The organism is Bacillus sp. F19, from assembly GCA_023823795.1.
GTDB lineage: Bacteria > Bacillota > Bacilli > Bacillales > Bacillaceae > Bacillus_P.
This window is the reverse complement of the sequence record CP085711.1, coordinates 282,488-306,703: the sequence shown is the minus strand read 5'-3', so window position 1 is coordinate 306,703 and position 24,216 is coordinate 282,488. Positions and strand designations below refer to the sequence as shown.

Below are 24,216 nucleotides of genomic sequence, written 5' to 3'. Positions count from 1 at the left end.
CTCTTTGTTATTCAAACCTCTTCCATCATCCCTGTTAACGTGTCACCGGTTCCGCCCTTCGCAAGCGCACTGTTCCCTGTCGGATTTGTCCAGCCTTCACCATACGGAAAAGCGATGAACGTCTCATTTCCTTTAAGAACAATCGTGACACCAAGCTTTTCCGCCCAAATAGAAGCATAATGAGAACGATTTTGCTGAAGCTCTTTCACTTCTATCCCCGTTATTTTTGAAAATTCACCTGGGTGAGGAGTCAGAATAACAGCTGCCTGTCTTTCATCATACGTACGCTTCATCAATTATGACAGGACATTCCGATTTCAGCAGCTGCTGGATGGCCTTTTCCGTTCTAAACCAGGTCCTGCTGCAATTGCCCTTCTCTTTATATGGATTAGAATAAAAATCGCGTAGTTTTTTTATCGGTTGTACCATTGAGTTGTGTAATATTGATGTAATGTGTCTTGAATTCTGGGGAGGCTACCATCGGCAATACAACAATAATGAGTAAATAAATGGACTCAACACCAAAAACAGTGGTTAACTCTCAATACTGATTAAACGTGTAAACTTAAGTTAACGTTAATTTTTGGCGTCAAGCTAGAAGTACTATATCAATTTAATCCTTTACTTTACTGTAAGGTATCCCTGCTTTACCCATTCATCAAATCCACCTATTAAGTTTCTAACATCTTTAAAACCCTGCGCATGAAGAATACTAGCGGCGATGGCAGATCTTCCACCTGATTTACAATGCACCAGAATCGGCTTATTTTGTTCGATTTCCTTTACCCTGTCCAGCAAATACCCGAGCATAATATGTTTCGCGTTGGAAATATGTCCCTCTCCCCATTCAATGGTGTTTCGAACGTCGAGGACATGCATTTCTTCATTAAGGACGGCATCTATGACCGCATCGGGTTTTACTTCTTCGTAGCTTATTGTGCTAGCGTCAAACTCTTCTAATTGGTTAACGACACTAGGATTCATTGTTGCAATAACGTTATCAAATCCAATTGACTGTAAATCATTTAGAATATTCCGAATACGATCTTCACTTGTCAGCAGAAAAACAGGACGGTTGTAATCTAATAGCCAGCCAGCCCACGTGACAAACGATTTATTGTATGGAATATTGATGGTTCCACGTATATGCTTTTCTGCGAATTCACTCGGTATGCGTGTATCCACTACAATACCTTGTTCGATCCATTCCTGAACAGTAGCTAAGGAAGGCGACGGCTCGATCCGTTTTGGTGCCTCGCACTCTTGTAACAGTCCTGCTCCCTCTTTATTTATCTTCTTCATCATGGCAAAGTATTTTGGTGCCTCAGGTTGTCCTTCCAGTAATGCTCCTATAAAGCGTTCCTCGTCATTATGTTGTAATGCCCAATTCACTATTTTCTCATAGCCAACAGTTGTCGAAGGGACTGCTCCTAAATTTTTGCCACACGCGCTGCCCGCCCCATGGCCTGGCCATACTTGAAGAAAGTCTGGAAGTTGTTTAAATTGTTGTAAAGAGCGAAACATCTTACGAGCCATTTCTTCTGTTGAACCGCGTACTCCGGCAGATTTCTCTAATAGGTCAGGACGACCGACATCTCCAACGAACACAAAATCTCCAGTAAATATACCAATTGCCTCCTTTACTGAAGAACCACCGTCCGTTAATAATAATGAAATATGCTCTGGTGTGTGCCCTGGCGTGTGCATTACCTCAAACTTGAGATTGCCAATGGTGAAGGAATGCCCATTTTTCAAAAAATAGTGTTCGTACCCGTGTGCGTACTGGTATTTCCAGTTCTGTCCACCCTCGTCGGACAGATACAATTTTGCACCCACCCTTGAAGCCAACTCCCGTGAACCAGATACAAAATCAGCATGAATATGCGTCTCTGTTACACCTACAACTCGAACCCCTTGCTCTTTGGCCATTTTCAAATAAGGATCAATATTGCGCGATGGATCAATAACAATAGCTTCACCCGTAGCTTGACATCCCACTAAGTACGACGCGTGTGCCAATTTGTCATCATAAAAATATTTGAGTAACATACCTAACCTCTCCTTCAAACTCCGCATATCAAGCAAACATAAAACACAATTGAATACTTCATAAACAAGAGTTGTTCTATAATTTTAAGATTTGTTCTGATTGCGTTCAGACATTACGGTCAGTAAAGCTTTGACGAAATGAACACCTTGTTGAATGGCAGGGTCCTTCAGTAGTTTGATAAGAGAAAAGACGGACACTTTGGAATTGTCTTATTCTGCTCGTTCCTTTGCTTCCTCCATTAAAGATATCCCATCCTTGACTTTACATTGGATCGGTTCTGCAAGTTCCTGTGCCCCCTTAACCAGATGCTGAAGGGATTCTTTATCCGACAACACGGTTTGGGTCACATCAATTAATTGTTCTACAAGGTAGACATACTCAACAAACTTGGGCAGTTTATCGATTAACACCAAAACTACTTCCAAAGTACCCCTATTTTAAGGTGATAAGCGGTACGTCCATCTTCAATCCCTCGAATAAATATTCCAACGATTTTCGATTATTCAAAACCGATTGAGCAAAACTCACCTTTCTTTCAATGGTAGAGTACTGTTCCAACAGTTTTGGCACTTTTTCCAGTGCTGTAACCAAGCTATTTTGAATCTCTGGCTGACTTAAAATAGACAATAGTGGTTCGATATTGGAAAGTAAATGAGACTCTTTTACCGACATGGTAACGCCCCCTCTTCTCGGCATATCACTATATATAAGTTGTCATTACATTAAACCTTTGAGCATACCATTCCAGTAGATGACGGGAAGAAGCTCTTTCTTCAAAAGATACATACTAAGCCTTTCCTTAGATTGATCGAACGGAAATGTCTCATCTGGATTGCAATCATAATCAAACTCAGCCAGTATTAAACTACCATAACCCGTGACAAGCGGACATGAGGTATAACCGTTGTATTCATGTATAACTGGCATTGCATTCATCTGACATAAAAGATTTTGCACGAGCACTGGCGCTTGTTTACGAATCGCAGCGCCTGTTTTAGAAGTGGGCAGATTGGTGCAATCGCCAATCCCAAAGACATTATGAAAACGCTTATGCTGCAGGGTGTACTTATCTACATCGATCCATCCATCTCTCGCCGCAAGTGGGCTCTTTTTGATGAAATTGGGAGCACTCATTGGCGGTACTACATGAATCATGTCATATTGCATGGTCACGCGTTCCTCCGTGTCCAGGTTTTCGAATACTGCCTGCTTCTTTTCACCATCGATTTCAATGAGATTATGCTTGAAGCATGTCTCGACCTTCTTTCTTTCAATCACTTTGTTCAATGCATCTGCATATTTTTTCACACCGAAAATGGTCGCTCCACCTGAGGCAAAAATGATATTTGATTGGGATCGAACACCTGATTTACGAAAATAATCGTCCGCCAGATACATAATTTTCTGAGGGGCTCCCCCGCATTTAACTGGTGTGTTCGGATTCGTAAATATCGCGGTTCCCCCCTTAAAATTGCTAATATTCTCCCATGTACTTTCAACAAAGTCGTAGGAGTAATTACTACATACCCCGTTCTTTCCGATATTTTCTTTCAACCCTTTTACCTTATGCCAATCTATTTGAATTCCTGTAGCAACAACTAAATAGTCATAACGCAGTTTGTTCCCGGACGCCGTGATAACAAGATTTTCATCTGGGTAAAATTCTGTAACCGCATCCTTTAACCATTCCGCTCCGTCCGGAATTACGGATGCCTGCTCACGTTCCGTGACCTCCCTGCGGGCGGCACCACCGCCCACAAGAGTCCATAAAGGTTGATAATAGTGTTTTGTGGCAGGGTCAATAATAGCAATGTCGCCTCTGAGAACTCGTGATTTACGCAAAAGTTGGGCTGCAACTGTAATTCCACCACTTCCACCACCCACAATCACAATTTTGTAATGTGCCTTATAGCTCATCCTTGTCATCTCCATTCGTTCTATTTAATAGCCGAGTAAACGAGTCATAAATTCAAGACTTCAGCATTAATGATTAGCATATAAATCGCCACTGTCATAACGACACCAGAAAATATATAATTCAGAGTCTGACGCTGCTTGCTTAAACGCTTCACTACCCAAACACCTAACATTCCGCCGAAAATTCCTCCTCCGACAAACTCCAGCACCACCCACCAATCCACGAAACCGGATAAACTGTAGTTTACTGCCGTCGTAAGTCCAAACATACCAACTGATAAAAGTGAGGACCCAATGGCCGTAATCATCGGCATCCTCGCTGCGAAGATCAGGCCTGGAACAATTAGGAATCCGCCGCCAATTCCGAAAAAACCCGACAACAATCCCACTAGAACAGCAATAACGATTACCCGCAGCAATTTGAAATGCTCCTCGGAATCCTCCTTTTGATTCTTCATTTTCTTTTGTATAACCATTTTTACAGACATGACTATCATTAAAATTGCAAAGAGAAATAATAGTTGCTTTCCAGGTACTAGTTTTCCGGCAAACGATCCGAGATAAGCGCCGATCATGCCAGGAATGGCGAAAGCTATCGCGGATTTCCACCTTACATGACCAGCCCGTGCGTGCAAAATGAGATTTAAGCAAGCGTTTATAGCAACCGCCAAAGCAGTAGTACCAATCACAACATGAGGATCTTTAATACCAACAACGAAAAGTAAAAGAGGAACAGCAAGGATGGATCCTCCACCACCAAGCAAGCCAAGTACAAGACCCACAATTCCACCAGAAACGATGCAGAGAAATACTTGAATGGATATCTTTATTTCCTCCTTTCTTTCTCTTCACTTAAGCATTTGCAAACACCACGTCAACTCATTATTTCTAGGCTGAACAATGAGTTTACCCCTTTTCGAAGACTATGAGGTTAATTTTTTCAAGAGAAACAAACCTTTAAGATTATTCCAATTCTGCTTCAATGTATTTCAGAAACTCCTCTTTTTTTATTGCCCCTTGAAACTTTTGTCCATTAATAATTGTTGTCGGAGTTGCTGAAATCCCGAGGTTCTTTACTTCAGATGCCAATATTCCTTTAATTTTGACAGTATTCTTTTCTTGGAGATTTGTGTTTTCCAAATACCTTTCAAGTTCACCTGCATTTTTTTCGCTCCATTGTTCCTGTTCTATAAACACCCTATTTATTGCACTGAGCTGGCTGTCCTTATCTGAAATAGCATTGACTCTTTCATTTACAATTTCAGCATTTTTATTATCTTCAATAGATACATGCTTCATCAGATAGTAAAGCTGCCCATCGTTAATAAGTCTTTCCACTTCTTCCTTAAGTTCTGAATGCTGATTTTTGCAGTATGTACATTGAAAATTAGTATATTCTATCATTTTTATTGGGGCATCCGAGTCACCGAAAGCATATCCATTTTCAATTAATTTTTCATTATTTATTTTTGTTGAAGCTACCGAATAATCTGAAGACATTAATAGATTGCCAACTCCTGCTATAAATAAGAGAATTGTAATGAAAATGAGACATGCTATTATCTTTTTATTTTTCATTTGCTTTAGTCATCCTGGATTTAATTATCTGGGAGATAGAAAACAAGAGGATGAAAAACAAGGTTGTGATTCCAAACAGATATAACATTCCCTCTGAGGCTTCCAAATCAAAGCTTGCAGGCTCTTTGGTAATTTCCAATTTATAAAAATCACCTAGACTGAATGATTGAAAAGTAAAAAGAGAATATAGCGTAATAACTGTAAAGAAAATGGCCATTAATATGAGTGAAACTATCACAGCTGAAAATAAAACTTTCGTATACATTTTCATTTCTCTTTCCCCGTTTCGTATAACTAAAATGAGCAGCGCTTTTTTTTGAGTTTAGAAGGAGACAAAGTAATTTTGTTACGCGGTTCAAAAATTTCATTATATAATTTACTTCCGTCATTAAAGAAAGGCAGCAAATTTAACAAATGAATCAAAAAAATGCCAGAACAAATCAAACCCACTAAATGGAAAAAGGGATCGGAAATCAACAAACATGCCCAGGCCTCGACTATTCCGAATCCTCCTGTTATCATTGGTCCGCTGACGGCCACAATAAGCTGTTCATTTACCGCAGGACGAACGATCTTAAAACTCATAAAACCAATCTTTAAAAAACCAATAGATTTTTTTTGTAAGCTGCGCCTCAAAAAGTAAAGATGTGAGGTTTCATGGATACTGATGCTTACCACGATAGCAAAAAATATGCAAAGACTGTAAAAAATCACAGTCAGCGCTTCAGCTTCCTTGCTGACTAAAAATGGAATAGAACTTAACAGCGTGACTATTATCATAAGAGGAAAGAGCTGTGCTGTACATCTTACTAAAACAAACAAAATCATTGCGGGAAACGAAAGGGTTTGGATGTTATATCGTTTAGCAGATGGAATATATTTTCGATTTGATAGAGTCACAAAGTAAGACAAAAGTATATCCTGGAGCTTATTAGCAAAGTTTATAAGATGATGCTGTTCGAGCAGTCTGAACACATTCATTAAGTCTATTTCAATTTGTTTTTTCTTCACATCAGAATAATGATCATGAATTTCCTCAATCAGATCCTCAATTGTCTTCTTTCCATCTATCTTGGAGAGCATATAAAAAGCCATACGGTCAATCTTATGTTGTTTCTCCAAACCTAAATCCTCAATACAATTCTCCTGCAGCACGACATCAACAGGAAACGTTGGAATGCTTTTATTAGTCAGCATATTTTCTCTTCCACCCATCAATGACATATAAAGATAAACTAAAGACTGCAATTAAAAAAAGAATGATATATTGATAAATCGATTGGGGGACATACTCGAGTCCCTTATAAATAAGCAAGAATGCAGGCATTGCAATCAGACTTCCCCCTACTGCTGTAAATGCAGTAGAATAAGGATGTTTTGGTGAATAGGGGAAAATGACACCAATCATATAAGCTCCCGTTGTAACCAATATACCGATTGGCAAATATTTATAAAACTCTAGTATTGATAAAGGATATGACACTATAAAAAGAATAAACAAGATTGTTGCCAGCCCGACAGAAAGGAAAACATTAGAAATCAACTTTGCGTATATCCATTTTTTTGAGGAATATGGAATCGCGTTCCACATTAAAAAGGACTTTTGTTCTCTTCCATAAGAGCTGTAGCTCAAGAAGCCACTCATGATCCAAATTGGCAAAGGCAAAAGAGCAGAATAGCTGCTGAGATCCAGGACGAAAGATAGAAACAGGCAAATTGTTGCCAAAACGATAACATACAAGATATTTTCAGAGTTTCTGATGGTTTCCTTGCATTCTTTAACAGCAAATGAGAGAAACTTGTTTTTTGAAAAAGGAAGACGTTTAAGAAATGTAATCCCCGATGAATCTCTTAAAACTGCGGGCAACAGTGCACTGCCGAGAAACACTAGAAAAATCAGCAAGAATAATGCATGGACTATGACTACATAACCTGTTTGGAATTCACCGAACAGATCAGTAACAAAAGTCATATTTATAAGCATAAGATATAAAAAGTTGTACTCCATGTTTACATATAAATCCTGAAACATATTTAAATCAAGCGAAAAAAATAAGATCCCCAAAATGGCAAACCCTGATGCCGACACGCTGAGTGCTCTGTTAAATGGGAGATTCAGCAAGTGGCCTGTCAGATAATTCACACCTTCAAAAACAATTAATGTTATAAAGATAATCATGGCAATCTGTAAAAACATGCTGCCAAATAACACGATTGTTTGAAAAAATGTAAATTGAAGCGCTAAAGTCATTGTTAAAAGAATTGGCACATAAAAAACGGATAATAGAAAAGTCACTATGATAAGCAGCGGAAGATAATATCCAGCTTTTCTCTGAAAAGAAGTTAAAGGCAGCCATAGCATACTGAGCTCAATACTATTTCGTTCCGGTGAAATAAGCAGGAGCATATTAAGGGTAATGCTCGTTAGCAACGATAGATTTATAAATAAGGCAACAAAAATAACTGGAATCATCCTTGGATCCGTTAACCCAAATGATTCTATAAATGGATATAAAGTCTGATTTGTTAATAAAAGTAAAAGTGCAAATAAGAGTATGGCCGTCATTGGAATAAAAAACTTCAAGAAAGGATTTTGAACGATCAGCTGTTTATAATGATTTTTCCAAGTTAGGTAGATAATCTTAGAGATTTCCAATGACTTTATCAATTTCAATCCCTCTTTCTGATAAACCTGAGGCTGCCATGAATACATCTTCAAGATGATTCATTGAATACTTGCGTAATAAATCCTTAATTTTTCCTTCTTCCACCAGTTCAGCTTTTGAGATAATTCCAACCTTATCACATAAAGATTGAGCAGAAAGCAGATCATGTGTGGCAATAAGAATAGCTGTATTCTTCGCCTTGTAATGTCCCAAAAGCTTTTTAAAGATAATCACTGCCTCAGGATCTAATCCTCTAAAAGGTTCATCTAGAATCAGCAACTTTGGTTTATGAAGAATAGCTGCTATAAACTGCAGTTTTTTCTTCATTCCATGAGAATAGCCCCCAACTAATGACTGCATTGCATCTTCGATTCTGAATATCTTCACCAATTCTTTCATCGGAAAATCATCATCAACTTCATATATCTTCATCATAAAGGACAAGTATTCAAACCCTGTTAGCGTTTCGGGAATTAATAATTCATCTGGAACATAGCCGAATTGTTTTCTTGCGGCTAAAGAAGAAGATTTTAATCCATTTATTGTTATCTCACCGGTATCTGCCCTAGAAAAATTGGTTATCATATTTATTGTTGTCGTTTTTCCTGAACCGTTAGGACCGATTAGTCCATAGATTTCACCAGTTTTCACTGTAAAAGATACCTGATTTACAGCTATAGCCTTTTTATTGTAAACTTTAGAAATCTTGTCTGCCTTTAAGACATCTTTCACGCTTTTTCAACCTCTTTACTGGATTTTATTTAGTATAAATGCTAAAATCTAAATTGGTGAAAATGTAAAGAGAGGATAACAAAACACCAGGTCGAATTGTTGGTTTGTCATCCCCTTATTGAAATTATTTACATCCAATTTTAAATTTCCAGCCGCCACCATTAACTTGCTCAAGAGTTCCTTCGAAGCTGCTGCGCGCGTACATAAAGCACCAAGCAATCGCACCTAGAATTAGTGTAGCTCCAAGCGCTAATAATACATAACCAGCTACAATAAAAAATGCTACAAGATCTTCAACCGTTTGCGTATTGTCCATCTCCATTTTAGGAGATGCATAACTTGTAAGTTCCATAAGATCCCCCTCCCTTCTCTTCAAAAATATATGTACCTTTATTTGTATGCGGGTACTTCTTCACTCTACTAAAATTGGAAATATTTATCTATCTACTTTTACCGTTTTAAGGATAATTACCTACAATAACCATTCTATTTAACTAGAAAATAATTTTGAATCATTTCGTTATTGGGTGAATTTTACTCTTGTTTGACATCATTAATTCTTTTTGATGTATAGATCAGCTTCAGCTTTATCAACCATTATGATTTAGTCTTCAGCAAGTGAGACAGCAACTCTTCTACTGTTTCTTAATTTTTTAGCGACTAGTCTTTTATTTTAGAAAAGTTAGCAATTGCCAGACAATACAGTTTTTAAATGTACAATCTTACTCAACTTCTTATTATATAAAAGGTTGCCCTAACCTTCCTTTCCCCTGCGTTGAGATCCGTTCCCTCAAGCATTTAAATAAGTATTTTTATACAATTAGTTCAGTATAATAGTTAAAGCTGTCACTTTTCCCATGTGTGCAAAAGTGCACTTTTTCCAACGTTATTTAAACAAAATCTAAAATCAGGTTAAAAAACTGATCAAATACGCTAAATCCCATATTTTAGATAAAAAAAAGGACTGAAGTGAAAAGAACACGTTTATTCTTTAAACTCAGGCCTATATTATTTCAAATGTAAGAAAAATAGGATGCCATAATTAATTTAAATTGACCATATTTATGTCTACTTAAATTAACTAAATTGTTACAGTTCTTTAATCTAATATTATAAGATTTCATGAAAGTATCTTGTTCAATAGATTCAATTTTATCTAATGGAACCAAGTATGATTGATGTGTTCTAAAGAACATTTCTTCTTTTAACATATCTTCCAGTTTATTTAAACCTTCACTACAGACAATGGTTGTTTGATCATCAAGATGAATAAATGTTTTTTTCCCTTTCCTCTCTATGTATAGAATTAAGGAAGTCTCGACTAGACATAACTTACCCTGTTCTTTTACACCAATTTTCCTCCTTCTAATGCCCGTTAACTGCAGGCGCTCTAGCGTTTGTTTAAAGCGAACTAAATTGATTGGTTTTGTTAAAAAATCTTCAGGATAATATTTATATCCTTGTAAAGCAAAATCAGGATGCGCACTCATAAAAATGATTTTAATTGAAGAAGTCTTTTCTCTTATATATTGAGCAATATCAAAGCCATTAGCTACAGGCATATTGATATCTAAGATAACCACATTTATTGCACCTTTTTTATCTATTAGCGAAAATAATTCATTTATATCTGTTGTAGCAAGAACTATATTAGTCTTTGGAAGCTTTTCTACAATTTCAGTCACCTGATGTAATATAGTTATTTCATCGTCTATTACAGCAATATTAAGGTAGATAAAGATTACTCCTTTGACCTATTTTCTGGAAGTTCGGGCTCATAAGCAAACCAAAAACAACTGCTTAGCGATGTGACAGAATTAAAAAATAAAGCTACTGTTCCAATAGTTAAGGTAACAAATTTAATCATGATTCCTCCTCCTTGTTGGTAGTTATTTATTTAAAGCCTCAAATAAGTAAGAGCTTTTTCCAAAGTGTTTGTTAATGATAGGCTTTGTATTATTAAAGAAAGCCATATGCAGTACTTAAACTCAGAAATCTCAGGTAAAAAACTAATAAGAAGACAGATAACAAACGTCAACAAAGAGAGATATCTTAACTTCAATTTATCATTAGAGTTAAATAGCTCCTTCTTTTTCATCAATACTGGTGCCTTTATGTAAACTAATCCAAAGCTAAAAACTAACATAAAGCACAAAACAAATATATGCTGTTCTAATAATGAAGAGTAAGATGCTGCAATAAAGGAAATTATTAAAACTTGAAACATGCTAATAAGTAAACATTTAAAGTACCCTCTTGCATGAGCACCACCGGAAAACATCCTTAGAAAAGCACCACTTAGCAAGGTAAACAATGCTTCCAAAACTAATCCAAAAGGAAGGGCTACCATCACTGTTAGAATTACTTGATTTAATCCTGAGATAATCCATTCAAGCCCATATCTAATTTCGTCTTTTTTATCTATTAATTCAGGATTATGTACTATTATAAGATTTGCTAAATTGACAGAAATACGATTAGGTAATAAATTTTGCATTTCTACCTCCGTAAGGTATTTTCACAATGAAAATAACCGTGTCATCTAATAGTTCAGGGTAAATGTATCCTTTGTACTTTTCTACTATTGAATGAACAATGGTTAATCCTTGACCCTGGTTATTCACTTTGCCTTTTGTAGAAAATCCTTGCGTGAAAATTTCAGTTAAGTTCTTTTCAAATTCTAAAACATTAGTAGGATTACTTATCTCAAAATAATAATCTGTTGCAGTTTTACCGATATTTACATTTACATGCTTTTTGCATCCTTCCAGAAATTCTACCGCTTCAATTGAATTCAAGATTAGGTTTCCTAGTATTTTATTTAGTTCGTATACTCTGCATGGAATATCACTTAAATTATCGTAAATATTATAGTGAATATTAATATTCTTTTTAATAGCCATTTCTTTGTAAGAAAGTAACATACCGCCAACAGCATCTGAAGAAAGTGGTAAAATTTCACTAACACCTGATGTCTCATCTAGTACGTCTTCTAAATATTTCTTACACTCATCAAAACTTCCGCTATCCAACATTTTCTTAGTTGCTAATAAATGATGAATAAAATCATGTCTTTGTAGTTTAATAGTACTAATATAGGTGCTTAAATCTTCTTCATATTGATCATTTAACATTAATGATAAGTCTTCTAGCTTCACCTTTAACTGATGACGAATAACAGAAAAAGCAACTAAGGTTACTAAAACTAGAAAAACTGCAAAAGTAATGTTGTTGAAAAATTCATAAGAACTACTTTTATAAATTACAGAATAATAGAGAAAAAGTAATCCAAACAAAACAAATAATGTAGAATAAAACTTATAATTGCTGTTTTTACAACCATTTTTTAGACAATATATTTGTAGTCTATATTTATTAAATATTACATAGAGAGATAGCATAATTAACATATGAGGAATTGCTAATAAAATAAGCGGCATTCCCATAATATCGATATTTAGTAATAGTTGGATTTGATAAAGTATTAAAAAGCTTGAAAATTCAGATAATAATAGCAAGATCGCTCCAGAGACTAAGCCAATTAATGATATTTTTATATTTACATTAACGACAAATGTAAGAAGAACGCCAATTGACAATATAAGTGCAAATAAATAAATGAAGACCGATACATTCTCTTTCACCATGGTCAAAATTACACTTCCATAAAAACTTACAACTAACAAAGGAATAATTTTATCTTTAATAACTATTCCTACTAAAGTGTATCCAACAATAATAATTAAGAAAGTTTCTAACATTCCTCCTAAAATCGTAAAAAAGTGCAAAAAAACTCACTCCTTCGTCCCTATTAAATTTACCATAATTTATTGTAAAAAGTTATAATATTTTTGTAAAAAATATAAATATTTACAAAAAAGTGCAAAATATGGTTAATTTTACATCTCTTTTTCCCCATTATATACCTAATAAGCCAAAGTTAAATTTATACTTAGATTTCTTGGTAGAATTTTAATGAGTAAAGACATTGGGGGGTATATTGTTTGAAAGTAGAAGAAGGTATATTACTAAATACTATTGAAAGTACAATTATCCAAATGATTGCTAGTGAAATGCCAAATAAGGAAATAGCTTTGGAACTGAATTACTCACAACGAATGGTAGAATACCATATTAACAAAATTACAAAAAAGCTCAATGTCCAAACAAGAGTAGGAATTATTGTTAAAGCATACAAAAACAAAATATTAATCTAATAACATACACAAAAAAGACGGCACAGTAATCTGCCGTCTTTTTTGTGTATGTATACGAAGAAAATTTAAGTCTAAGAACTCTCAACCCTCTTCTCTCTGATTCCTTTCAAGAAACTCAATAAATACTTCCCTTTGATAATCTCTTACATGATAAGATCCGCCTTCACAATTTTTAGATTTGTTATCCAAAAATCCAATTACAACTTCTCTTACAAGATATAAAATCATTATAATAAAAAGCCCATTTTCAAGTGAGGTTTTGTGGTGCTCAACGTTGAGTAAAATATCGAACTTAAAACATTAAAATACTTGGTGTTCTGACCCTCCCTTTAAAAAAATCTCTTCTAACGAGGGTTCATTAACAATTATTCTAAAGATATCAATTTTATGATTTGTAAATGCTCTTACAATGAACGGAATTTTCTCTTCTGATTCTATCACCATAGACGTTTTATTGTCTTCTGTTTTAATCTCAGTTCCAATCGAACCAAGAAATTGAGGAATGATGTCGTCCTTTTTACTAGAGAAATTAGAATGCTTAATTTGAACTTGAATAGAGGACTTGTAATGTGCTCTTAATTCCTCTAATGTTCCCTCATTCAAGATATTTCCATCTTTCATAATGGCCATACGGGTGCAAATCTTCTCAACTTCATTTAGATTATGGGAAGTCATAAAAATTGTTTTTCCCTCTTCCTTTAAGTCAAGTATTAATTGTTGTATGCTCAATCCAGATTCCGCATCTACTCCAGATGTAGGTTCATCCAAAAAGATTAAATCCGGGTTATGCACAATTGCCTGAGCTATTCCTAGCTTTTTTTTCATTCCAAATGAAAACTTTCCTGCCTTTTTATTCGCATCACCTAAAAGACCTACTCGCTCTAAAACAGATTTTCCTTCTTCTGTAGAAATCTTTTGCCCATTAATTTTCCCAAAATATTTTAGATGTCCGAGAGCTGTTAAAGAATCGTAAAATGTTGAATAGTCTGGCAAAACCCCGATACGGTTATAAACTTTTTCAAGACTTGATTCTCCCAGCAATTTATATTCTCCTGAAGTTGGTCTAGTAACCCCTGTAATCATATTAATAAAAGTTGATTTACCTGCCCCATTTCTTCCCAAGAAACCGTAAATTTCACCCTTTTTTACAATTAAATTAACTTTATTCACCACTGCTTTTGATCCGAATTTTTTTGTAATACCAGTTGCCTCTATTACATTCATTATAAATCTCTCCTCTTGAAAAGTTCCATCGCTATAAACATTAGAGCAGCAGCATAAGCAACGTTTATTAAAATGAAGTAGCTTCCTAAAGTTGAATAATAGTATGGGGTGAAAAATTTAAACCAGCTAATATAAATACTGTCTGCATAAATAGACCAAAAGCTAATGGCAGGAAAAATCAGGGCAAAGATAATCCCAAAAAACATGGAAACGGGCGGTTTTGATAAGAGAATTGAAAAGATTAAATTTAAAGCTAAAGCTACAGAGATAAAAGTCATACAGTCAATGATGCCTAACCATAAAAAATTTTTCGATACAAACGAGATCAAAATGTAGGATGCAGATATACAAAAAAACCAAAATAACCAAACACCTAAATATTTCCCAAATAAAATTTTTGTTCGAGTAGTTTTGGTTACGAGAAATCTTATTGTTCTAGTGCTGACTTCTCGATTAATTAAATCGTGAGAAAGACCTGTAATGAATAAAAATCCTAATCCAAATACAACAAATAATGTTCCAATGGCGTATCCATCCTTGCCTATTCCCACATCTAGTTGATCAGCAGCCCTTGTCATAAAATCTGCGAGTAAATAGGTTATTCCAAAAATTATTGCAATGACGATAAATGATTTTACACTTTTAAAATGTCCTTTGAATTCATTGAAGCATATAGCCCACATTTAACACCTCTCCCTTCCAACATAGTATAATAATGGAAGATTAATGAGGGTTAAAGAAATTCTTAATATAACCTTAAACACTCAAAAGGAGTTTTTTTAAATGGAAAAAGGGAGAATTTTAATTGTAGATGATGAAATTTCCATCTTAAATATGCTAAGGATTGTATTACAAAAAGAAAGGTTTACTTCAATTGAAACTTGTACAACAGGAAGAGAAGCTATCAAGTTAATTGAATCCAATGTCTATGATCTCATCATACTAGATATTATGCTTCCCGATATGTATGGCTTTGATATTTGTTCTACCATAAGGAAAATAACAAACGCTCCCATATTTTTCATTTCAGCTCGGAACTCAGATCTTGATATATTAACTGGTTTTGCCCACGGTGGAGATGACTATATTACAAAACCATTTAATCCTCTAGAGGTTGTTGCAAGAGTAAAGGTTCAAATAAAGCGATATCTTTCAATGAATATTGAAAAACAAGAAGAAATAATTGACTTTAAACGGTTTAAACTTATTACTAAATCTGCCGAACTGGTGGTTGAAGGGAAGATCGTTTCTTGTTCAGCTCAAATTTATAAACTTCTAATCTTTTTTTGTAAGAATCCTAATAGAATATTCTCAAAAGAACAATTGTATTTTCAGGTATGGGGTGACGATCTTTTTGCAGATGAAAACACTATCGCGGTACATATAAGAAAGATACGGGAAAAGATTGAAGAAAATCCTAGTAAGCCTCGTTACTTACTAACGGTTAGAGGTCTTGGTTATAAACTTGTATATGAAGAGAGTACATAATAATGAATTTAAGAAAAAAACTAACTTTTCATTTTGTGCTTCATTTTATCTTGATGCTAGTTGTAATTATTTCTCTTATTATTGCTGCTCTTGTGTCTTTATCATTTGTAATTACTCAATCAGAAATGAAAGCAGACTTTACGAGGGTCTCTAAAGAATATTTAGAACACGCTATAACCATTGAAGAAAATGAGGCTACACTAAATAAAGCTGTTAAAGAATCTGTAACAAAAAAAGGTGGATGGCTTCAGATTATTGCCGAAACTGGAGAAGTAATTGGTGAATATAATACACCCGAAAAACTGCCAGACTCCTATAATTTTACTGATATTTTATCTATTGATTTGAAAGATTACCAAACATACCATTGGGAAATCAAAAAAGAAGCAGATTCCAAATTAATTGTTTTATACGGAGAAAAAATAAAAAGTAAACAAATTTTGACTGAACTAATGGCCATGGATAGCTTTCCAAATATAAATGAAAAAACTCAACAATATTTAAAACAACATAATGCATGGATGCAGGTTTATAGTGAAAAAGGGGAAATCATTAACAGTTATGCAGCTCCAGAAAAATTAAAATATACCTTTAATGAATTATTGAAAACTGAAAAAGAACCATGGAATTCACCTTTCGATATTTCTACATATCTTAATAAGAATGAAGAATTCCTTTATTTAGTTGGTACTAAAAATGTGTACTATAGTCCAGACTCTATTACAGATAGAGTTATTAATCGTTCGTTTATAAAAAGTTTTGTTTTAGTTTCTATATCACTTGTTATCCTGATCATTGGACTTGCAATCTGGTATGGGAAAAAATTTGGAATGCCCTTGTTGCATATGATGCGGTGGATTAATAATATGTCTGAAGGAAATCTTTCTGAACCTATGAATAAGAAAGGACAAAATCCTCTATATAATAAAATTGGGATACTAGATAAGAAATATGTAGTCTTTAAAGATGTATTAAAGTCTTTAGAAATACTCTTATTAACCTTGAGAAAAAATGAAGAATTCCAAATAAAGACGGATAAGACACGAGAGGAATGGATTACTGGACTTTCTCACGATTTAAAAACTCCTTTAAGCTCTATTTATGGATACTCAACTCTTTTAGAATCTAATACATATGATTGGTCTCAAGATGAAACCAGAGATTTTGGACATACCATTAAAGAAAAAGCAGAGTATATGAGCGAATTAATTGAGGATCTTAATCTAACTTATAGACTAAAAAGCCATGCTCTACCAATAAATAAAGAGAAAAGGGAAATTGTTTCTTTTTTAAAAGAGTTAATAGCCCAATATAAGTCACAAGAAAATACAATATTTATTGACAGTACATCTCATTCCATCTTTCTTGAGATAGATCCAAAATGGTTTACTAGAATCATTAACAACCTTTTGCTAAATGCGATAAAACACAATCCTGTTGGGACAGTCATTAATATTAAGCTCAATCAGTTAGATAAATCTACCTTTATTTTTATTGAAGACAACGGAAACGGTATGGATGAAGAAACTGTAAGCAATCTCTTTAACCGGTATTATCGTGGAGGGAGCACGAAAGAAGGAGATGATGGCTCTGGCTTAGGAATGGCTATTGCCTATCAATTGGTGATCGCCCATAACGGAGAAGTTGAAGTCATGAGTAAGAAAAATATAGGCACTACCGTAAAGCTAACTTTTCATCACATTAATAACTCTTAAGGGGCGAAACAAAAAAGCCGAACTTCTTTGCTCAATGTAAAAGAAGTCGGCTTTATTTGTGCTTATGAGCGTAGTCTTCCTAAAATTCATCATGACACTCATAAAGTATTTTCACGAAACAACCTTATCAATAGACCCGTTGAAAATTAGCATCAAAATTCAGGTTGGAATTACGGTAACTGATGATAATGATAAATAAACTCTACAAATAACCAATTGAGTTATAAGATACATTTCGGAATTACGCAATGATTGTCAGAATCTATTGAAAATAACGTTTATTGGAATTATTATGAAATTAACCAAAGGCCTTTGGAAAAAAATTATATATACCATGGAGGAATATCAATGTTATCAGCAATTTATAGCGCACTAAAAGCACTAGTAAGTAAAATCCCTTGGAGCAAAGTTGCATCATTCTTAACTTGGGCATGGAATCTAGCTACGGCTGCTGCTGGAAAAACATATGCTCAAGCAACTAAAATTCTTAATTACATCAAAGCTAATCCTGGGAAGATCGTTGACTGGTTCTTGAAAGGTTATACTGTCTACGACGTTATTAGAATCATTCTTGGTTAATATCTCCCAATAATATAAGAGATAAAGATTACCAACTTAGAAAACCTAATTTCTACGTTGGTAATCTTTTCCTTGTTGAATTTTAATAACAATGCTATGATGGTCTCGTAAAACCTAATTTTTAACAGTTTTATATAAAGGGGAACTATAACTTTGGATATTTTAAGTATGGAAGGTATTAAGAAAAATTATGATGGGGAATGTGCTTTATCTATTGACTTTCTTTCCATAAAAACTGGGACAATATGCGGTTATTTAGGTAAAAATGGAGCTGGTAAGTCCACCACTATTAAAATTATCATGGGTATTTTAACGCCTGATGATGGTGAAATTCATTTCCAAAATGAAAAAATCAACTATCAAACTCCTACTCATAAAAAATACATCGGTTATTGCCCAGATTATCCTGCCGTTTTTGAAAAACTATCAGTATTGGAACACCTGAATTTTATAGCCTATTTATATGGGCTGACTAATGTTCAAGAAATTGAAAAAAAAATCGAGAAATACTTAAAGCACTTTGAAGTAGAGAAATATAGAAATACACTAATTAAGAACCTATCTAGAGGGAACAAACAAAAAATTTCCATCATTTCATCAATTATTCACGACCCTGCTCTTTTAGTTTATGATGAACCTACCCTTGGTTTAGATCCATTGAGCATTAGACAGTTTAAATCATTGTTAAAAGAGTATACCCAAAATGGAGGAACTGTATTTTTGTCCTCCCATTCATTAGATATAATTGAAGAAATTGCGGATACAGTTACTATTATAAACAATGGAGTGATCTTAAAGAAAAACATATCTGTAAGTCAGATTCGAGGAACATTGACCAGTGTAGAAGATTACTTATTATCTGTTGTAGAAGGACGGGAATGATCTAAAATGAACTTCATCAAGTACCTATCTTTTAAGTATAAAATCACACGACTTAAACCTAAAGGGTCTGGAAAAGAAGTACTCGCCGAGTGGCTAGGGGCTTTAATTTTGTATGTGGCTTTAACAACAATTTTATATTTAATTGTTAACTCACTATCTCAAAACATTCAAGAAAACATGAATAAATATATTCTTGGACTTTTTGCTTTTCTTTGTTTAATTTCAATATCAGCCTCTACTAAAAAATACTATAAGGAGTATTTCCTCTCCCCTGAGCGTGAAATCTTACTTATTGCCCCAATTAAAAACTCTCAAGTTATTTTATCAAGGTTTTTTATCGTTTCATTAGAAGTAGTCTTTTTCCATACAATTTTTTTATTTCCCTTCACTTTAGCAAATTATTTTGCAGGCAACGTGAGTTTAGAAATCGTTTTAATTACAATTCCGCAAATCGTAGCTAGTTCCATTTTTTTTAGCGCAGTTTCACATATTCTATTCGCTTTTGCCTATATCATTTCAAAAGGAAAAGGGTTAAAAACCGTTGCTTACTCCATTATGACTTTTGCCTCTGTAGGGGTTATAACCATTATTGTCTATTTTCACGATTATAAATCTTTTTTGTTAATTCAGAATGATATTTCTGAAAGCGTGCTGTATCTTTTGTTCCAGTATCCAAAATACCTTTTAGATAACCATTTCAATCTTATAGATGCTGGGTTATTTACAGTATTCATTACGATAAACACTTTATGTCTTATACCCATTGCCTACTGGATCACCAACTTTTGTTACAAAAGAGGATTATTAACTGTTTCCTTAAGAGATTTAGAGAAGTCATTTTACTCTATTAAAATTTCATCAATTTTACACAAGTACATAAAAAACTATTTCGTGAGAAAAGACTTATTATATTTAATAAGATCACCAAAATTATTCTCAGTATATGTTTCACCTATCCTGTTTACAAGTGTAATTGAATTTAGGAATCAATTTGCCTCCTCAGGCATATCCTTAACTATTTTAATTAATGTCTTTGCTCTTGTTATTACAACTGTCACCTTACATATCCTTTTATCAGATGATATAGAACACCAAAATCTTTTGTTTTCTACTCCTTTCGACATCGAAGAGTTATTTAAACTAAGAAGTACCTTGTTACACATTTTGTCATTTTTAGTAGCAGGCTCTTATATACTAACTATATGTATCCTAGAGTCTGTAAGAGTTGAAGTAATTATCTATGGTATTTGTCAATTACTTATTCTAACCTATATTTCATCCAAAGTGATATTATCACGGGTAATAAAAAGGAGCAACAAAGATTCAAGAGGTTACAGGTATAATGGGGAAATAGTTAAACCTCTTATATATTATATATTTGTATGGAATATTCCACTCCTCGTCTTTTTTAGCGTAATACATGAGTATTTAAGACGAATCCTAGAGAATAGCACATTATCATTTCAAGCAAATACCATTCTAATTTCAATCATAGCTATTGTAATTGGAATGTTTTATAAAAGTACCAAAACAAATCTTGATCTTAAGGAGAATAGATTATGGCAAACGCAGATCAAAAACAAAAAACAATTCTTCAGAAATTAAGTGTAGGTTTTACAATTTTTTGTGTAATTTTCCTTGCTCTGAAGTTTACAGGTCTATTAGATCCTGTTATTGAATTTTTTAAGAACTAAATCTATAACCAAAAACCTGGCGGAAGGTAGTAGTAACCTTTCACCAGGTTTTCATTTTATGCATTGTTAGAACAACACTTTTTTATATCTTACAATCCTTTTCTAAATATTTTTGTTTTTCCAGGGCTATTAAACTGCATAATGTTCAAGAAAAGTAGGTAAAATTAAAAAACAAAAGGGCCTCCATCTGTCGTTATTAGACATTTAGAAGCCCATTTCCTGAGGGGGCATGGTTGAGATAAGTTAACCAAACTCTTTAACCCTCTTTTAATCCATGTATGGGGATCACACATGAATGATTTTATTAACTATGACCACAAATGACGGTACCATTTAAAGACTGTTATCAGACTGAAAGCTCATATTCTATCAAAACGCCATTAACGCTTCCTAATTAGTCTAAAAGAACAATTAACAACTTTATTGTAACTAAACGCTCTATTGTGAAGCACAAATAGCAAACTCCTAAAAATAAGAAAGCCTCGTCACTGATTTACCTTATTATTTAACGATAAAAACCTGGCACGTGACCTTTTGCACCACATAATGGCTAACGCTGCCCAGAAACAGTTCTTTTAATCCGCTCAATCCGCGGCTTCCCATTACAACCAGATCGGCGTCATCCTGTTTTATAAAATCCACAATCTCATAAGCAGGGCTTCCTTCCAAAATGAATGTCCCTGTCTTGTTTGGTAAATTTTTCAGCTTTTGCTCTACTTCATCAAGCATTTCTTTTGCTGCACTTAAATTAGCCTCACGTAACGTATCTAAATTATAAGTAGCGTAGAAAGCCATGTTAGTTGGTTGGTCCACAACCGTGATAACATTTAATTCGGTTCCTTCATCTTGTTTTGCCAGCCTTATGGCCGTTTCCAATGCTTTTTTACTTAATTCAGAACCATCATAAGGTACTACAATTCTTGAGAAAAAAGTTAACATATACCTCATCCTCCCCCAAATATATCCTGTTCTCATTTTTATTATAGCCTTTATAGTGTTTCATAACTGTGTACAATTTTTGTATAATTTTATTCCTTCGGCCAACAGATGTGAAACTCACTAGTGTACCTAAAGCAACTTTATATATGGAGATTAGAAAGAAACGTGCAAACAACTTAGAATAGTTATTTTGAATTTCTCCATTTCATCATTTAAAGGTAGTGTGGACAGATGAGGATATTATACGATAAGACGCCTGGACAAACATGGTTTATCGGTATCGTTTAAGACGCATCTTTGAGAACGAATAATAGGAAAGGGTGTTACTTAATAAATAATGTTCTATTAAAGTAATGGGTGGCTTTCGTTTTAATAATGAGGAAAGGAGAAGTTTATGGCTTATCCTGTTAAAGCCGATGTTAAAATCCACAATATAGCCGGAATAAAAATTGGATTGTCAACACAAAACTAGACAGTTTTTTTAAGGTGTTCAAGTTTGTAAGCAATCGGGCTTAAATATCCTAATGTTCCGTGAATTCGAATATGGTTAAACCAATGGACATAGTCTTGAAATTCTCTTGCCAACTCTTCTAGACTAGTAAAATTTTCCTCTGACAAACTCTGTTTTGATGATTTTAAATGTGGCTTCTGCTACTGCATTGTCGTATGGGCAGCCCTTCATACTTAATGACCGCTTGATATTAAATGTCTCCAGCGCCTCGTCAATCAGCTTGTTTTTAAACTCGCTTCCACGGTCTGTGTGGAAAAACTCAATCTTGCGAAGGTCTTCTTTAATGGACGCAAAAGCACGATAAACCAGAGCCGCATCTTTATGCTGACCCGTGCTAAAACCAATAATTTCTCGATTAAAGAGATCAACAAAGACACATATATAATGCCATTTTTGATCGACTCTTACATATGTTAAATCACTTACTACCGCGGCCAACTCTTCATCCTGGTTAAACTCACGGTTTAATTCGTTTCTTTGAGTAGATTCATTGCACGTTGTTGAATGAGGTCTGAACTGGGCAACTGTATACGTTGAAACAAGGCCTTGCTCATTCATGATCCGGCCAATCCTTCGTCTGGATACTTGAAGACCTCTCTTTTGTAATTCCGCTTTAATCTTTCGAGTTCCATAGTTTTGACGACTCTCATGGAAGATCTCAATAATGGTCGTGGTCAGATCGTCCTCTGCACCTCTTTCTTTTGCTTCATAATAGTAGTTGCTTCTTGGAAGTTGGAGGACTTTGCACATTGCTGATATCGAGTATTTGTGTTGATTATTCTTAATCACATTTACTTTCGTCCTAGTATCAGCGCGGCTTGCTTTAAAATATCATTCTCCATTTGCAGTTGTTTATTTTGTTTCCATAGCTGGATCAGTTCCTTTTCTTCTGGGGACAAATTGTCTTTTTCCTTGAACGAACCAGAATGTTGACTCTGATTCACCCATTTATCGAATGAAGAGGGAGTTAGATCATACTCACGAATGATATCCTTTCTTGTTTTTCCATTTTGGTACAGTTGTACGATCTGATGCTTGAATTCAGCTGTAAACGTTCGACGTTCTTTTTTAGGCATAGTAGATTCTCCTCTAAAGTGTTAACTGTAGTCTACTTGACCTTAAATTTTCTGTCCAACTAAGTGTAGACTATCCACCATAACTCCAATTAATATCAGGATCTTGTTGGCATTTAATAATTTTTGTTACAATTGATTGATCTTCCAGCTCTTTTTTTGAAGGGTTATTTTGGCGTTTAAACCATTTATAATAACCACTCTTTGAAACACCGGCTATTTTACATAAGGTGATGATACTAAATTGTTTTTTAAGTTCATGGATTATTCTATATACTAACGATTTTTCTTTTCTTTTAACATCCCCCTTTTCGCAGCTAAGAGCTTTTTTAGAAAGGCATTTTCTGCTTCTAATCGATTTATTTTTTCTGCCTCACTTTCATAATCTTTGTTAGGTCTACCTTTAAACTGGCTACGTGATGTTCCTCTTTTTTCCTCTAAGCCTTGGACTCCTTCACTTTTATAATGAGATATCCATCTTTGGATAGTTGTATATCCTATACCCAACTCTTTAGAAATTGATCTAATCCCCATATCATTTATGTACAAATTAATTGCTTTTAATTTAATCTCTTTTGTATAAGTCTTTCTAATTTTCCCCATGAAAAAATCCCCTCCAAAATAAACAGTACAAACCTTTCTTTTTACTGTCTACTATAAGGGGATAATATCAAAACTGAAGATCCTTTTTTGCATTGCTAATTCAACTTCACTCTTCTACCTCTTAGTTACGAAAAAAAATCCTAGTTGGGTAGGGACATTTAATGGATTACGAAGTTGTCAATTATTGTTGCTGGCCTATCTGTCCTATCCAATGTGGAGCTTGTAAAATTATGGTCAGTGATGGCAAACACATCAAAACCATTTGCATAGAAGTCTTCCGCCATTTCCGCTGGAGTGTTGTTGCCATCACTTTCGATTGTATGTGAGTGAAAATCTGCCTTGTATTGT

Annotated in this window: 26 protein-coding genes and 2 pseudogenes; 6 read left to right on the top strand and 22 right to left on the bottom strand. The window is 34.3% G+C overall.

Annotation, left to right across the window (positions count from 1 at the left end; translation table 11 throughout):
• Positions 1 to 23: 23 nt before the first annotated feature.
• The 17 genes and pseudogenes from LIT25_27270 to LIT25_27190 form a co-directional block, all read right to left on the bottom strand.
• Positions 24 to 342, bottom strand: a pseudogene (locus LIT25_27270) (NAD(P)H-hydrate dehydratase).
• A gap of 279 nt (positions 343 to 621) precedes the next feature.
• Positions 622 to 2,049, bottom strand: coding sequence for an MBL fold metallo-hydrolase (locus LIT25_27265; GenBank protein ID USK36465.1), 1,428 nt, complete (start codon positions 2,047 to 2,049; stop codon positions 622 to 624).
• Positions 2,050 to 2,133: 84 nt separating this feature from the next.
• Positions 2,134 to 2,247, bottom strand: a complete 114-nt coding sequence (locus LIT25_27260; GenBank protein USK36464.1) for a hypothetical protein — start codon at positions 2,245 to 2,247, stop codon at positions 2,134 to 2,136.
• A gap of 12 nt (positions 2,248 to 2,259) precedes the next feature.
• Complete coding sequence (locus LIT25_27255; GenBank protein USK36463.1) at positions 2,260 to 2,460, bottom strand: hypothetical protein; 201 nt, start codon at positions 2,458 to 2,460, stop codon at positions 2,260 to 2,262.
• Positions 2,461 to 2,482: 22 nt separating this feature from the next.
• The gene (locus LIT25_27250; GenBank protein USK36462.1) at positions 2,483 to 2,722 is read right to left on the bottom strand and encodes a hypothetical protein; all 240 of its coding nucleotides are present in this window, start codon (positions 2,720 to 2,722) and stop codon (positions 2,483 to 2,485) included.
• 45 nt (positions 2,723 to 2,767) lie between these two features.
• Complete coding sequence (locus tag LIT25_27245; protein USK36461.1) at positions 2,768 to 3,967, bottom strand: NAD(P)/FAD-dependent oxidoreductase; 1,200 nt, start codon at positions 3,965 to 3,967, stop codon at positions 2,768 to 2,770.
• Between the two features lie 44 nt (positions 3,968 to 4,011).
• Positions 4,012 to 4,797 (bottom strand): sulfite exporter TauE/SafE family protein, encoded by a 786-nt coding sequence (locus LIT25_27240; GenBank protein USK36786.1) that lies wholly within the window; start codon positions 4,795 to 4,797, stop codon positions 4,012 to 4,014.
• A gap of 133 nt (positions 4,798 to 4,930) precedes the next feature.
• Entirely contained in the window at positions 4,931 to 5,545 is a 615-nt protein-coding gene (locus LIT25_27235; protein ID USK36460.1) for a DsbA family protein, read from the bottom strand.
• Positions 5,535 to 5,810, bottom strand: coding sequence for a hypothetical protein (locus LIT25_27230; GenBank protein ID USK36459.1), 276 nt, complete (start codon positions 5,808 to 5,810; stop codon positions 5,535 to 5,537). Before LIT25_27230 ends, LIT25_27235 begins: the two co-directional genes overlap by 11 nt.
• A 29-nt stretch (positions 5,811 to 5,839) precedes the next feature.
• Positions 5,840 to 6,742 carry a PqqD family protein gene (locus LIT25_27225; GenBank protein USK36458.1) on the bottom strand — a complete coding sequence of 301 codons (903 nt, stop codon included), beginning with the start codon at positions 6,740 to 6,742 and terminating at the stop codon, positions 5,840 to 5,842.
• Positions 6,732 to 8,213, bottom strand: coding sequence for a hypothetical protein (locus tag LIT25_27220; GenBank protein ID USK36457.1), 1,482 nt, complete (start codon positions 8,211 to 8,213; stop codon positions 6,732 to 6,734). Before LIT25_27220 ends, LIT25_27225 begins: the two co-directional genes overlap by 11 nt.
• Positions 8,188 to 8,943 (bottom strand): ABC transporter ATP-binding protein, encoded by a 756-nt coding sequence (locus LIT25_27215; GenBank protein ID USK36456.1) that lies wholly within the window; start codon positions 8,941 to 8,943, stop codon positions 8,188 to 8,190. The genes LIT25_27220 and LIT25_27215 overlap by 26 nt, the downstream gene beginning before the upstream one ends.
• A gap of 124 nt (positions 8,944 to 9,067) precedes the next feature.
• Complete coding sequence (locus LIT25_27210) at positions 9,068 to 9,295, bottom strand: hypothetical protein (protein USK36455.1); 228 nt, start codon at positions 9,293 to 9,295, stop codon at positions 9,068 to 9,070.
• 661 nt (positions 9,296 to 9,956) lie between these two features.
• Complete coding sequence (locus LIT25_27205; GenBank protein ID USK36785.1) at positions 9,957 to 10,658, bottom strand: LytTR family DNA-binding domain-containing protein; 702 nt, start codon at positions 10,656 to 10,658, stop codon at positions 9,957 to 9,959.
• A 26-nt stretch (positions 10,659 to 10,684) separates the two neighbouring features.
• Positions 10,685 to 10,810: a cyclic lactone autoinducer peptide gene (locus LIT25_27200; protein ID USK36454.1), complete on the bottom strand. Its 126-nt coding sequence runs from the start codon at positions 10,808 to 10,810 to the stop codon at positions 10,685 to 10,687.
• Positions 10,811 to 10,840: 30 nt separating this feature from the next.
• On the bottom strand, positions 10,841 to 11,440 hold the full coding sequence (locus LIT25_27195) for an accessory gene regulator B family protein (protein USK36453.1): 600 nt from the start codon (positions 11,438 to 11,440) through the stop codon (positions 10,841 to 10,843).
• A complete protein-coding gene (locus LIT25_27190) occupies positions 11,421 to 12,731 on the bottom strand; it encodes a GHKL domain-containing protein (protein USK36452.1) in 1,311 nt (436 codons plus the stop codon). The genes LIT25_27195 and LIT25_27190 overlap by 20 nt, the downstream gene beginning before the upstream one ends.
• Before the next feature lie 216 nt (positions 12,732 to 12,947).
• Between LIT25_27190 and LIT25_27185 the strand changes: the two genes are divergently transcribed.
• A complete protein-coding gene (locus LIT25_27185; protein ID USK36451.1) occupies positions 12,948 to 13,160 on the top strand; it encodes a LuxR C-terminal-related transcriptional regulator in 213 nt (70 codons plus the stop codon).
• 300 nt (positions 13,161 to 13,460) lie between these two features.
• Here the strand turns inward: LIT25_27185 and LIT25_27180 are convergent, their stop codons facing one another.
• Both LIT25_27180 and LIT25_27175 read right to left on the bottom strand, forming a co-directional pair.
• Positions 13,461 to 14,384: an ABC transporter ATP-binding protein gene (locus LIT25_27180; protein ID USK36450.1), complete on the bottom strand. Its 924-nt coding sequence runs from the start codon at positions 14,382 to 14,384 to the stop codon at positions 13,461 to 13,463.
• Complete coding sequence (locus LIT25_27175) at positions 14,384 to 15,067, bottom strand: hypothetical protein (protein USK36449.1); 684 nt, start codon at positions 15,065 to 15,067, stop codon at positions 14,384 to 14,386. The genes LIT25_27180 and LIT25_27175 overlap by 1 nt, the downstream gene beginning before the upstream one ends.
• Before the next feature lie 100 nt (positions 15,068 to 15,167).
• Here LIT25_27175 and LIT25_27170 point away from each other — a divergent pair, with 100 nt between their 5' ends.
• The 5 genes from LIT25_27170 to LIT25_27150 all read left to right on the top strand — a co-directional run bounded on the left by LIT25_27170 (position 15,168) and on the right by LIT25_27150 (position 20,653).
• The gene (locus LIT25_27170; protein USK36448.1) at positions 15,168 to 15,872 is read left to right on the top strand and encodes a response regulator transcription factor; all 705 of its coding nucleotides are present in this window, start codon (positions 15,168 to 15,170) and stop codon (positions 15,870 to 15,872) included.
• A gap of 2 nt (positions 15,873 to 15,874) precedes the next feature.
• Complete coding sequence (locus LIT25_27165) at positions 15,875 to 17,587, top strand: HAMP domain-containing histidine kinase (protein ID USK36447.1); 1,713 nt, start codon at positions 15,875 to 15,877, stop codon at positions 17,585 to 17,587.
• Positions 17,588 to 17,935: 348 nt separating this feature from the next.
• Entirely contained in the window at positions 17,936 to 18,166 is a 231-nt protein-coding gene (locus tag LIT25_27160; GenBank protein USK36446.1) for a hypothetical protein, read from the top strand.
• A 153-nt stretch (positions 18,167 to 18,319) separates the two neighbouring features.
• Positions 18,320 to 19,048, top strand: coding sequence for an ABC transporter ATP-binding protein (locus tag LIT25_27155; protein ID USK36445.1), 729 nt, complete (start codon positions 18,320 to 18,322; stop codon positions 19,046 to 19,048).
• A 6-nt stretch (positions 19,049 to 19,054) separates the two neighbouring features.
• Complete coding sequence (locus LIT25_27150) at positions 19,055 to 20,653, top strand: hypothetical protein (GenBank protein USK36444.1); 1,599 nt, start codon at positions 19,055 to 19,057, stop codon at positions 20,651 to 20,653.
• A 590-nt stretch (positions 20,654 to 21,243) separates the two neighbouring features.
• Here the strand turns inward: LIT25_27150 and LIT25_27145 are convergent.
• The 3 genes and pseudogenes from LIT25_27145 to LIT25_27135 all read right to left on the bottom strand — a co-directional run bounded on the left by LIT25_27145 (position 21,244) and on the right by LIT25_27135 (position 23,868).
• Complete coding sequence (locus tag LIT25_27145) at positions 21,244 to 21,681, bottom strand: universal stress protein (GenBank protein USK36443.1); 438 nt, start codon at positions 21,679 to 21,681, stop codon at positions 21,244 to 21,246.
• 468 nt (positions 21,682 to 22,149) lie between these two features.
• Positions 22,150 to 23,268, bottom strand: a pseudogene (locus LIT25_27140) (IS3 family transposase).
• Positions 23,269 to 23,541: 273 nt separating this feature from the next.
• The gene (locus tag LIT25_27135; protein USK36442.1) at positions 23,542 to 23,868 is read right to left on the bottom strand and encodes a helix-turn-helix domain containing protein; all 327 of its coding nucleotides are present in this window, start codon (positions 23,866 to 23,868) and stop codon (positions 23,542 to 23,544) included.
• Between the last annotated feature and the right edge of the window lie 348 nt (positions 23,869 to 24,216).